The organism is Arthrobacter globiformis, from assembly GCF_003261175.1.
In the GTDB taxonomy this organism is placed as follows: domain Bacteria; phylum Actinomycetota; class Actinomycetes; order Actinomycetales; family Micrococcaceae; genus Arthrobacter; species Arthrobacter globiformis_A.
In genome coordinates, this window is record NZ_QLNP01000104.1 from 86,814 (window position 1) to 98,803 (window position 11,990).

General features: G+C 61.6%; 10 protein-coding genes. 4 read left to right on the forward strand and 6 right to left on the reverse strand.

What is annotated here, in order from left to right:
• Positions 1 to 7 precede the first annotated feature (7 nt).
• Entirely contained in the window at positions 8 to 1,501 is a 1,494-nt protein-coding gene (gene tcuA / locus DBZ45_RS20740; protein ID WP_111905708.1) for an FAD-dependent tricarballylate dehydrogenase TcuA, read from the reverse strand.
• 243 nt (positions 1,502 to 1,744) lie between these two features.
• Between tcuA and DBZ45_RS20745 the strand changes: the two genes are divergently transcribed.
• Genes DBZ45_RS20745 through DBZ45_RS20755 form a run of 3 tightly spaced genes read left to right on the forward strand, consistent with a single transcriptional unit; the run spans position 1,745 to position 4,877 of the window.
• Positions 1,745 to 2,725 carry a Bug family tripartite tricarboxylate transporter substrate binding protein gene (locus DBZ45_RS20745; RefSeq protein WP_111905709.1) on the forward strand — a complete coding sequence of 327 codons (981 nt, stop codon included), beginning with the start codon at positions 1,745 to 1,747 and terminating at the stop codon, positions 2,723 to 2,725.
• Positions 2,722 to 3,369 carry a tripartite tricarboxylate transporter TctB family protein gene (locus tag DBZ45_RS20750; RefSeq protein ID WP_111905710.1) on the forward strand — a complete coding sequence of 216 codons (648 nt, stop codon included), beginning with the start codon at positions 2,722 to 2,724 and terminating at the stop codon, positions 3,367 to 3,369. Before DBZ45_RS20745 ends, DBZ45_RS20750 begins: the two co-directional genes overlap by 4 nt.
• Positions 3,369 to 4,877, forward strand: coding sequence for a tripartite tricarboxylate transporter permease (locus tag DBZ45_RS20755; protein ID WP_111905711.1), 1,509 nt, complete (start codon positions 3,369 to 3,371; stop codon positions 4,875 to 4,877). Before DBZ45_RS20750 ends, DBZ45_RS20755 begins: the two co-directional genes overlap by 1 nt.
• Before the next feature lie 314 nt (positions 4,878 to 5,191).
• Here DBZ45_RS20755 and DBZ45_RS20760 read toward each other — a convergent pair whose 3' ends face one another.
• The 3 genes from DBZ45_RS20760 to DBZ45_RS20770 form a co-directional block, all read right to left on the reverse strand.
• Positions 5,192 to 5,497: a hypothetical protein gene (locus tag DBZ45_RS20760; RefSeq protein ID WP_111905712.1), complete on the reverse strand. Its 306-nt coding sequence runs from the start codon at positions 5,495 to 5,497 to the stop codon at positions 5,192 to 5,194.
• 37 nt (positions 5,498 to 5,534) lie between these two features.
• Positions 5,535 to 6,587, reverse strand: a complete 1,053-nt coding sequence (locus DBZ45_RS20765) for a baeRF2 domain-containing protein (RefSeq protein ID WP_223257199.1) — start codon at positions 6,585 to 6,587, stop codon at positions 5,535 to 5,537.
• A gap of 83 nt (positions 6,588 to 6,670) precedes the next feature.
• Complete coding sequence (locus DBZ45_RS20770) at positions 6,671 to 6,838, reverse strand: hypothetical protein (protein WP_223257200.1); 168 nt, start codon at positions 6,836 to 6,838, stop codon at positions 6,671 to 6,673.
• A gap of 968 nt (positions 6,839 to 7,806) precedes the next feature.
• On the opposite strand from DBZ45_RS20770, the gene DBZ45_RS20775 reads away from it, so the two are divergent.
• Positions 7,807 to 9,378, forward strand: a complete 1,572-nt coding sequence (locus DBZ45_RS20775; RefSeq protein ID WP_146617547.1) for a hypothetical protein — start codon at positions 7,807 to 7,809, stop codon at positions 9,376 to 9,378.
• Between the two features lie 533 nt (positions 9,379 to 9,911).
• Here DBZ45_RS20775 and istB read toward each other — a convergent pair.
• Both istB and istA read right to left on the reverse strand, forming a co-directional pair.
• Positions 9,912 to 10,700 (reverse strand): IS21-like element helper ATPase IstB, encoded by a 789-nt coding sequence (gene istB, locus DBZ45_RS20780; protein WP_111904277.1) that lies wholly within the window; start codon positions 10,698 to 10,700, stop codon positions 9,912 to 9,914.
• A complete protein-coding gene (istA, locus tag DBZ45_RS20785) occupies positions 10,700 to 11,917 on the reverse strand; it encodes an IS21 family transposase (RefSeq protein WP_111904276.1) in 1,218 nt (405 codons plus the stop codon). Before istA ends, istB begins: the two co-directional genes overlap by 1 nt.
• Positions 11,918 to 11,990 lie beyond the last annotated feature (73 nt).

Below are 11,990 nucleotides of genomic sequence, written 5' to 3' on the forward strand. Positions count from 1 at the left end.
GGAAACTTTACGCCAGCGTTCCTGCGCGCCGCCCGAAGACGCAGCCGGCAGCTAGGCCGCTGCCTCCTGGATAGTTGGCGCTGAACAGGCCGCCGAGCATTTCGCCTGCCACGTAGAGGCCTTGGATGTGGTTTCCGTTGCCGTCGAGAACGCGGCCGTGGGTGTCTGATTTGATGCCACCGAAGGTGAAGGTGATCCCGCAGGTGACGCCGTAGGCGTAGTACGGTCCGGTTTCGATGGGTGCTGCCCAGTTGCTCTTTACCGGCTCTGTGGCAGCGGCGCGACCGTCTTTGATGTTGGGATCGAAACTGATGCTGCGATCGATGGAGTTGTTGAAGTCACTGACGGTCTTTGAGAGCCGTTCGGGATCGATGCCGAGCTTGGCCGCCAGCTCTTCGAGGGTGTCGGCCACTTCCACGGATATGCCTGGCATGTCGTACTCTTCGGTGCGCAGCATGGGCCGGAGGGTGGCGTCAAAGATCTGGTAGGCCACTGATCCGGGCTGCTTCAGGATCTCGGCGCCGTACTTCGCGTAGGTGTAGTTCCTGAAGTCCGCGCCTTCATCCAGGAACCGTTCGCCGTCGGTGTTGACGATAATTCCGAACGGGTAGCTTTGGCGGGTCAGCCGGTTGGTGAGTTCACGGTTGCTCTCGTTGGTGGCGGTGAAGGCATCCCACTGAACGCTGTGGCACGTTGCCCAGTCGCCTCCTCGTGCTGCCCCGATCTCAAGAGCAGCGGCGATCATGTCGCCGGTGTTGTTCGGCGTTCCCCTGACTTTGGCGTTTTCCCAGCCTTCGCCCAGGTGTTCCCTGCGCAGTTGAGGATCGGCTTCGAAACCCCCTGCCGTGAGAATGACCGATTCGGCGCGCAACTCCAACTCGCCCGAAGGTGAGCCCGCGATGACTCCAACGATACGGCCGTCCTCGACGATGAGGCTTTTCGCCGCGTGACCGTACCGGACATCTATGCCGAGTTCAGCGGCGACCCGCGTATGGTCTTCGATCAGCCCTTCACCACCGCCGACGTTGCCGACGTGGAGTCCGCCCCAGAAGAGGTAGGAGCCGTCGGGGCGTTCAAAGGCCTGGCGTTCGTACATCAGGCGGTACTTCAGGCCCAGGCTGTTCAGCCAGCGCAACGTGGGCTGGGATTCCTCGACCAGAACCTTCGTCAGGTCCGGGTCGTTTCGGCCTTCGGTGACCTTGGCGAGGTCGGCGGCGTATTCATCCGCAGAGTAGGGCGGCACTTCAGTGCGGCTGTGCCGCTCGTCCGGTTCCACCCACTCCAGCAGATCAGCCAGGCCGCTGTGGGCGATGCGCGTAGCGCCGGCCGTGTAAAAGCTGTTCCCGCCCGCCATGTCCTCATGGCCTTTCTCGAGCAGAACAACTTTCCGCCCCCGGACAGCGGCTGCGTGCGCTGCCGTAAATCCAGCGTTTCCGCCGCCCACCACGATCACGTCGACTTTGTCCGTGCTCGCGGGCTTGGCTTCATTACCAATAGACATCCGTAAGTCCTTTCAGTGGCTCAGTGAATCCAACTGTATACAGTGGTATGCAGCCTTGCAACCCCTGCCTTTGTTGGTCGGGGCTTGCTGGTGACAGTCATTACAGGTATAACTGTATTTCATTGTGTACAAAGGTATGCCGATGGATACTCGGTTGCTTGCCAACTGCTTCCTCGAGCGGACGAGTCCAACCGGCACACTACTTTTCGCACCGCCCAACAACGTCGTTACGGAACGAGAACTATGAAATTCCCTCTACGCAATGCCATCTTCGGCCTGGTCGTAGCCGTCGTGGCCGCGCTTGCGTTCATCAATGCCGGCACTGCCAGCGGAACGAGCACCGCGAGAAACAAGCTCACCCTGATCGCACCGGCAGCACCGGGCGGGGGTTGGGACAGTTTCGCCCGAGAAGGACAGCAGGCACTCAAAAGCGGCGGCGTGGTCAACAACCCACAGGTGGTCAACGTCCCCGGAGCAGGCGGAACAATCGGGCTGAGCCAGTTCGTCCAGACCCCGGGACGTGAAGATGCCCTCCTGGTCACCGGCGGAGTCATGGTGGGGGCCATCGAGCTCGGCGACAACCCCGAGTCCATGGCAGACGTCGTTCCCATTGCCCGTATGGCCGATGACTACGCAGCCCTGGTGGTGCCCGCCGACTCCACGTTCAAGACGTTCAGTGATTTCCTCGAAGCCTGGAAGAAAGACCCCGGAGGAACCTCGATCGGCGGCGGCTCCCTGGGCTCGATCGACCATCTCCTCAGCGCCATGGTCGCCAAGACCGTGGGCATCGACCCCAAAGACGTGAACTACATCGCCTACTCCGGAGGCGGCGAAGCACTCACTTCCCTGCTGTCCCACACGACCGCCGCCGGGATGTCCGGCTACAACGAGGTCAGGGACCAGATCGAAGCCGGCACTCTCCGGGCCCTTGCCATCTCATCGGAGGAACGGCTTGACGGCGTGGACGTCCCCACCTTCAAGGAACAGGGCGTTGACGCGGCCATGTCCAACTGGCGCGGATTCGTCGCCGCACCCGGAACCACCGACGAAGCAAAAGCGGAATTCATCAAGATCGTCACCGAGATGCGCAGCACCCAGCACTGGCAGGAAGCCCTGAAGCGCAACAGCTGGACGGACACATTCTCCACCGGCGAAGAATTCGAGCAGTTCATCACCAACGAAGTTGCAACGGCCCAAGAAATCGTAAAGGACCTCGGCCTATGAGCATCACCCAGCACCAATCCGAAGCAGGATCCGCCACGGAGCCAAACGGCAAACCAAAGTCCAGCTTCGGAACAGGCCGCAGTGAACTCATCGTCGTAGCCGTGCTCTACGCAGTGGCCATCTCCCTCACCATCGGCACCGCGACAATGCACGTGCAGGGCAAATCTTCCCCGGGGCCGCAATTCTTCCCCATCCTGGTATGCATCGTCCTGTACCTGGCAGCCACGCTGCTGGCCATCCAAATCCTCCGCCGACCGAACGTCCCGGACAACACCATCCACCCCGGACACGGCCAGTTCTCCCCAGACATGCTCCACGACCTCGGGCATCTTGGGAAGGAAGAAGACGCGGCGTATGACGCCATGCCATCTCCAGCCCAGGGCAAGACGTGGAAGACCTATTCCGATTGGCGCACCGTCGGCCTGCTGCTCGGCAGCGTCATCGCCTTCGTCGCACTGCTGGAACCCCTGGGCTGGATCATCAGCGCCGCTGCACTGTTCTGGCTCGTCGCCTACGCCCTCGGCAGCCGTCGCCGGATCTTCGACATCGGCGTCGGCCTGCTCTTCTCCGCAATCATTCAACTGGCCTTCGGCGCCGCCCTGGGCCTCAGCCTGCCCTCCGGCTTCATAGGAGCGATTCTCTAATGGAACAACTCGAACTACTCATGGGCGGCTTCGCCAACGCCCTGACCCCCATGAACCTCCTCTGGGTACTGATCGGCGCCCTCCTGGGTACCGCCGTCGGCGTCGTCCCGGGACTGGGCTCTGCAATGGCCGTGGCGCTGCTGCTGCCCATCACCTTTTCACTCGAGCCAACTGCAGCCTTCATCATGTTCGCCGGCATCTACTTCGGCGGACTCTTCGGCGACTCCACCTCCGGAATCCTCCTCAACACCCCCGGCCACTCCTCCGCCATAGCCTCGACCTTTGAAGGCCACCGCATGGCCAAAAGCGGCCAGGCCGCCAAAGCACTCGCCACCTGCGCAATCGGCGCCTTCATCGGCGGACTGATCGCCACCACCCTCGTGGTCTTCTTCGCACCAACCCTGGTCAAGATGGCCACCGTCTTCGGCCCAGCCGAATACTTCGCACTGGCAGTATTTGCCTTCCTGGCCATCTCCGCCGTCGTCTCCGAATCCGTGATCCGCGGCATCGCCGCCCTCGGCATCGGCCTCGCCCTGGCCCTCGTCGGCATAGACGGCCCCAGCGGCACCGCCCGATTCACCCTCGGCATGCCCCAACTCTTCGACGGGATCTCCGTCATCGTCATCACCGTAGGGCTCCTGGCCCTCGGCGAGGTCTTCCACGTCGCCTCCCGCATCCACCGAGACCCCGCAGCCACCCGAATCCACACCAAAGGCCGCGCCCGGCTGGGTCTGGCCGACTTCAAGAAGGCCCTGCCCGCATGGCTGCGCGGCACCGCCTTCGGCGTCCCGTTCGGGCTCATCCCCGCCGGCGGCGCCGAAGTCCCCACCTTCCTCGCCTATGGCACCGAGAAACAGCTCGCCAAACGACGGAACGATCCAGAGTTCGGCACCTCGGGTTCCATCCGCGGCCTCGCCGCACCCGAAGCAGCAGCCAACGCTACCGCCGGCACTGCCATGGGAGCGCTGCTCGCCCTCGGGCTGCCCGTATCGGCCACTGCCGCGATCATGCTCGCCGCGTTCCAGCAGTACGGAATGCAGCCAGGTCCCCTGCTCTTCGAACGAAGCGGCGACCTGGTCTGGGCCCTGCTCGCCTCACTGTTCGTCGGCCTCGTCATCCTGGTGATGATCAACATCCCATTCGCCTCCGTCTGGGCCAAGCTGCTGAGCATCCCCAAGCACTACCTCTACGCCGGGATCACCGTTTTCTCCATGCTCGGCGTCTACGCAGTCAGCTCGGCAATCCTGGACCTATGGCTGCTCATCGCCATCGGCCTCATCGGATTCCTCATGCGCCGCTACAACATCCCGCTGGCGCCAGTACTGATCGCGGTGATCCTCGGACCCATGGCCGAAACAGAGCTCCGCCGCGCCCTGGCAGTCTCCGAAGGAGATCTCGGCATCCTGGTAGATAGCCCCATCACGGTCACCCTCTACCTGGTCCTGGCCGCCGCACTCGCCCTCAGCGCAGTCCAGCACCTCCGCCACCGGACGAACCGGAAAGCCTGATTGTCTACGCCAACCCGCTAAAGACGCTGCGCCTCGACGGCTTGCTTCCAGCAAACGATCGAGGCGCAGTGTTTTGCCCTGGGCACTTGCCCGGATTCCCTTATTGCAACGTCGCTTACTGATAGGCCACGCCACTGACGCCGAAAGGCCTATGCCCCAGCGCCCCGAAGCCGCACGTCAGAAGCTGTCAGCAAAGAGCGGCCTATTGCTCTCTCTCTGGACACCGCTACCTCCGTCGCCCTCGATTCGAGGCTTCTATTGTCAGACTGGGGTGTGATTCAATTCTGCAGGGCCTCGTCCTAGCTTGAAAGACGCTAATTCCCGGGGTTTTCTTCTTCCGGGTTGTCCAGGTCCTCGTCCATCAGTCCCCGCTGTGCCAAGTCCGCCGCCTCCGATGCCTCAGGTGGCAATGGATCCGTGGCCGGCGGAACGTCACTCGGGGCATAATCGGCCAAGCCTGCAGCGACCCGTTCCTGCTCGACTGCTGCTTGGTATACCTCGTCGTCTATATTTTCGGGCAACTTTCCGTGGCCGGTCCGGCTTGGTTCTGGAAGAGCGTCCTCTTCAGGAAGGATCACACCGCCCAGGGCCTGATCCGGGTCGTCATTTGATGCGGTCACGACTACACCTTCCGATCCAGGGTTATCTATCTGCGAACTATTCAGAAGAAGGTACAACCGGACCGGTCGACCAACGCAGCAGGGCTGCAACGTCAACTCCATCCGGCAGGACGGGGCCGGGGACCAGCAGAACCCGTGCGTCCGTCAAGGCCGCTGCGCGGAGCAGAGCAGCGGGTGCCGGAGCCTTTCCCAAGATACCTGCCGTGAGGGATTCCTCCTGAGCGGTGGCAACCCAAGGTTCGGCGTCAAGCGCAAGCAGGGTCCGTTCGGCCAGCGCAGCATCATCCAGGATTAGGACCTCCACCTGAGCCTGCTGCAGGGCATGGATCACAGCACCGATGCCTGTTGCCGACTCCGGATTGGCTTGCCCTTCCTCCATCGCCAACCGGTCCATAAGAGCCTGCTGCTCCGCCGCCCACTGCTCGGCGACACGTTGGTTGACCTGGTCGATGAGCAGGGTCTCGTCCGCACCTGCCGTATGGGTATGCGAGTCGACCACCGAGACCAGGGTCTGGGTAGATTTGGACAGTTGATCCTGCACAAGCCCACGGGCCCGGATGTCTCCGGCCAGTACGACCAGTCGGGCGCCGCTCTCACTGACGATCCTGTCAATCTCGCCGGCCACTTCATCGGCATTACGGCGCCAAACGTCTTCAGTGTGGTGCTGGAACCGGAGATGCGCCCAGCCCCCACCGTGGAACTTGTGCAGATGTTCTGTGCTTCCCTGAACCTCCCGTGAGCTCTCCGGGGCGCCGGCGCCGGCGTAATACAACTTGAGTTCGCCGTGCTCGCGACTCACTTCGGCAACCACATAGGGAAACTCTTCAGGCCGGTGCTTCACCAAGGGCAACAGATCGGGAACGGGATCCACTGTCACTCGCTCCGGCAGCACCAGCTCTCCCGGGAGCACCTCATTTATTTCTGCCTTGCCGTCGTGTACCAAGACAAAGCGGGCGACCGGAGCGGGGACGCCTGCTGCCGGCTCGATAGCTTGCGCCATCGCGTCCAAGTCCGGCGCGGCTGCACCCTGCGCCTCGAGTTGGGCGCGGACGTTTCCTGGCATGACGTCGGAAGCTTCCAGCGTGTCCACAGTTCCAGTTCCGGCACTGACATAGGCGCTGCACCAAGGGCCGGGCAGACGGTATAAGTCGGCGTATTGCTTCAAGCTCCCCGTCACTGCTCTCCCTCCTCGTCAATGACAGGGTCGGGAGCTGCCACAGGGTTAAGCGCATCCCTGATTTCGGCGGAGTCAGTGTCATCCACGAACGGTTCAGTTTCGCGTGCTTCCTCCACGTGAGCGGCTTGATTACCGTGGACCACTCCTTGGGCTTCGTGTTTCATCTGGTCATCCAGCTCTTGCCCGTGCTTTGTATTGCCTCGTTCAGCCATGACGATCCCCTCTGCACGCGATCTGTATCACAGTCGCTTCGTCGTTTCACGTTAGCACCCGGACGTCGGGGATTGAAGGGAACGCAGTGACTCGCAACCCCTAAAGAGGCACGCCTCGAATAGGTCTTTCTCACCTTCCAGCTCTCTGCCTTTCGCTGGGGGCACAGGGTGCGCCGCACAGCGGTTCCAGGATGCTGGCTCTTCAGGGCGGAAGGATTCGCCTGTTACCTCTGGCGATCCCTTCGCGCCGCGGCCTACCTTGTGATTGCCGACCGCCTGAGCCTCCGATGCAGGCCGGCTGAGGCGGATAAGACGAGTTCTCGCAACTCGTTCTACTTAAACGCCGATAACCGGTCTTATGTCAAGCTGAGCCCTGCGTATCTCATCAGATGCATCATTTATGCCTCCACGAGGTTAATAAGCAAGCCAGCCTACTGGGCCGTTAACGAACGAAAGACCCGAATTTGGCTAGGCTTAGGATCTTTGCTCCGAAGCGGCGCTCATTTGGTGCGGTAAGGGGGCATATCCTCCAACTCCACACTTTGCGTCTATGGCCCTACGTCCGTAGTGCGCAGCGTTGAGGGCGGCATTCGCCGCGCTCTTTTCGGGTCGTCGCCGGAATTCAAGGAGACTCCGGAGTGTCCTTGGGTTCGTCAATTATCAGTGCACTGTTATCGGTGGCCGTGAAATTCTGGAGCGAATGCTGCAAAACCCTAGTCCTAGGGAAAGAAACGGGCGTCGCGCCGAGTGACTCCATTCAGCGTGTTTCCGCCGGTGCGGGCAACAGATGACCCCGTCCTCTTAAATAGGCGTGGGGAGCGGCGTTCATCGAACGCGGCTCCCCGGCCTTAGCTTTCGGTCCATAGGACCTGTCACGATAGTAGCGCCCATTGGGGGCATATCAAAGTTTGAGGGGTGTAATGGTAACGAACCTGCTGCAGGCACGTGTTTTGGAGCAGATAGAGGCTTGGACGCCGTGGGACAGGCGGGTATGGCACACAGGAACTGTGCTGGCCCTACAAGAGCTTGTGGAAGCGTCGAGCTGGTCTGTTAGAGGGGTGCTCTCCGACTCGGCGGTGCAATGGTTAAGGTCCAGCCTCTTGCCAGAGCTTGGGCGTGACCAAGGATTAGCAAACCCAGCGACCAGGGCTCAGCTTGAGGCAATTCTCAAGCAACCGCTGAACTACGCCAGCCAGCGCCGCCGACAACTTGAGCGGATTACCGAGTACGTGGCTGAACACTACCTCGACGGTTGGTTCGAGGCAGCCAGAAAAGGATCGGTCCATCTTGAGCGGGGCTCCCGCTATATGGCCTCTTACGCTCTTGACTTGGGATTCCACCCCGAATACTTGAGGAAGGTTCTTCGCACACATTCGGGAAATAGTGAAGAAGATCTTATCGAGGAACTCCGAGGTCTGGCTGCCCGCCCAACCACTGCGTTCACAGGGTGGGTCCTCCTGTCGGACGTACCCGAGCGGGCGCTGATGGAACAACGTTCGTCATGGATCGATCCGACAGACGTGGCCCGACTAATGCGCAGCATCGGCGAGCAGCCACCGCGCGATCAGTCTGGTGGGCTCTGGTTCGAAGTCTGTGCAAGGGACGAAATCGCGGCCGCTGAGCAAGTGCGGTCCCAGCTGGAGAGATTGCTGAGCAGGACTCGCTTTCTCCGTGTATCCAAGCCGCTTTCCTATGATCCCAAGTGGTGGCGGGAAAAGGGAAAACCTATTTCCCTTAGAGCCCGTGGTCCAGCTATCAACGCAATGTCACTAGCGAAGTCTGGACTGCTGTACGAGGACCGCCTGGCCGGCGACGCACACGGCAAGATCGACGATGCCTTCGAACTGGCTTCTCATCTGATTGGATCACCCGCGCCGGTAGCCGTGTCGAATGCATGGGCAGCACTAGAGTCCCTCCTGATCGATCCCGGCGAGTCGGACCAGTCCGTTGGAGGAAAAGTAATTGTGGCAACTCGGGCGGCCAAGATACTAGCCACTGCTTGGCCTCGTGCTGAATTCACGCGTATGAGCTACCGACTGCTTAAATCGTCCTCGCTCGACTCGAAAATTCGATCAAGCCTCGATGAAATCGGGGACGACAATGTCCGTCGCTGCGCCTTGCTGTTGCAACACTGGGATCAAATCGAAAACACTGCCGATCTAAGCCTAGGAGACCAGGCCGCGGTGCAGAGAATCGCCCAGCTCAAGCAAAATCCACAAGCGGTCTTGGGACGCGTGGAAGGGTATATGGCTGGAGCACTTCGAAGGCTGTATCGCCATCGAAACCTTGTAATGCATGGGGGCGAGCTACGACCAGTTGCGCTCTCCGCGACTATCAGGACGACAGGGCCACTGGTTGGTGCTCTCCTGGATCGGTTGGCAGTCGCCGCGCATCTTCGACGCGAGGACCCGCTTCATGCCATAGCGCGTACCGAGGTAGCACTGCAATCCATCAAGTCAACCAAGGATCTGACTTTCCTCCTGGAAATGTAGATGTAGTCCCGGAATTCAGGAAGTCGGTGGCCACGAGATTCTACCCCTCGAATTGGCAGCAATCAGTGGCTCCGTGGGCGGTTTCGTCCGGCCCGTCGTTGGTCGATGCGTCACGCGTACTGGGAAAACGGTACGCGTACCCGAAGTGTCATCACATTGATTCGCGCGCCGAACTAGCCTGCTCCAGCTCACCGAAGCACGGCGTTGCGGCGGGGGAAACAGGTCCCCCGCCGTAGTGACTATGCGGGGATCTTCGAGAAGCACGTTGTTTTGGATCCCTTGTGGACACGTGTCTGGGATCCAGCAGACGAAGACTTCGACAACCGACATATTTCGGCAGAGCCCTCGGCATCACCCGACATGGAGCCAGAAAGCGCTGGAACTCTGACGACGTCTCTGTGCCTGCGCGGTGTCGGACTTGGCCCGATCCTGCCCAGCGTTTAACTCCACGAAATGGAAGAGGCCTAGCCTGTCAGCGATGGTCGAAAAGTGAGCCGTTTCGCGGGTGGAAAAGTGAGCCACTTTGACGTTGGTTATTCTGCCGTATTTTCGGGTCTTGTCGAGGGCAGTGAGTCGACTTGGGTGTGTTTGAGTCGGTAGCTGGAGCCTTTGAGGGTGATGACTTCGGCGTGGTGGACGATGCGGTCGATCATGGCCGAGGCGACGACCTGGTCGCCGAACACGTCGCCCCAGCGGGCGAACGGGAGGTTCGAGGTCAGGATCAGCGAGGCGTGCTCGTAGCGCGATGAGACCAGTTGGAAGAACAGGTTCGCGGCATCTTGCTCGAAAGGGATGTAGCCGACTTCATCGACGATGATCAGCCGGTAGCGGCGCAGCCTTACGAGTTCCTGGGGCAGTCTGCCGTTCTGGTGGGCTGTCTGGAGGCGGGCTACCCAGTCGATGGCCGTCGCGAACAGGACCCGATGTCCGAGCTGGGTGGCCCGTAAGCCCAGGCCGGTTGCGAGGTGTGTTTTGCCGGTGCCGGGCGGTCCGAGCAGGACGATGTTGGATGCTTCCGTGAGGAACGCTCCGGTGGCAAGGTGGGCGATGGTGTCGCGTTTGAGGCCGGGCTGGTGATCGAAGTTGAAGTCCTCGAGTGATTTCCGGGCCGGGAACCCGGCGCCCCTGGCTCTGATCTCTGCTCCGGAGGCTTCCCTCGCGGCCACTTCCCGCGACAGCACAGCGGCGAGGTATTCCTCGTGGGTCCAGCCTCCTTCCCGGGCCTGATCAGCGAGCCGGGTTGCTGCTTCCCGGATCCGGGGTGCTTTCATTGCCCGGGAGTAGTACTCGATCTGGCCAGCGGTTTCCTTGATAGCGGGCATCAGGCGACCTGCCCGTCATCAAGGATGACCCCGAATGCGCGGTCGTAGTCGGCCAGATCCCGCAGCCCGGCTGTCTCACCCACCGGCTGAGGGGTTTGGAAGGCCTTCCGTAGTGCCTTTGCCGCCTCTACGTGGTCTGGGTCGGTGATCGTCAGGCCCTTGCCCCAGGACCGGGTGTGGGTTCCGACAGTTCTGCCGTCCAGGCTGATCGTGACGGTTTCGAGGTCGGCGGTGACCTCGACGAACCGGCCGATGGCCTGCGGGTGGACGGAGTAGTCGTTGGACCCCATCCGGACGTAGTAGTCCCGCGGGAGCCGGACCCTGGCGGTGAATCCGGTGACCGGTGGAACCGGTGGCAGCGCCAGCATCGCCTTCTTGTCCGCATTGATGAGCTCCGCCGGCCGGGCACCTGTCCGCCTGACGAGCCGCGCATTGGCCTTCGGCAGCCACATGGCCAGCTGGGCGTTGAAATCCTCCGGTGAGGTGAAGACCCGGCCCGGCAGGAACGAGGTCTCCAAGAACTGGTTGGCCCGCTCGACCACGCCTTTGCTTTCCGGGTCATAGGGTTTGACCTGAACGACCCGGGTGGCGAGGACCCCGGCGAACGCAGCCACCCCGGCGGCGTAACTGTTCCGGCGACCGATCCCGGTTTCGTTGTCCCAGATCAGCCGCCGCGGAACCGCACCCAGGGATCCGAGCAGCTCCCACATCCCGGCCAGCAGGTCCCCGGTCATCCGCGACGGGATCATCCTGGCCATGATGAACCGCGAATGCGAAGACACCATCACCAGCACGGGCAACACCCGCGTCTTGCCTGCTCCAACGGGAATCTGCACCTCCGGGAACCAAAGGTCGCACTGCGCCTGATCCCCGGGATCATAGGTGATCCGGTCAGCAGGATCAGCCGGCGCATACTCCGGCCGGATCCTGGCCACGTTCTCCCGGAACCAGGCCGCCGACCCCGACCAGCCCACCCGCTCCGCGAGCACCGTCGCGGGCATCCGCGGGTTCTCCTGCAACAAAGCACGAATCGCAGGCTCGACGGCCTTGATCCCGGAGTCCTGAGGTGCCCGCACATACGCAGGCGGACCATCAGAACTAACCGCTTTGGCAACAGTGTTCCGGGAGATCCCCAGCCGCGCCGCTATCGACCTCATCGACTCACCCTCGGCAAGATGCAATCGCCGAATAAGCGCCCAATCCTCCACAGTGATCACCCACCCAATCGTTTGAAACGGGTGGCTCAGTTTTCAACCGTCACAATGGTTCAGTTTTCGACCGTCACCGACA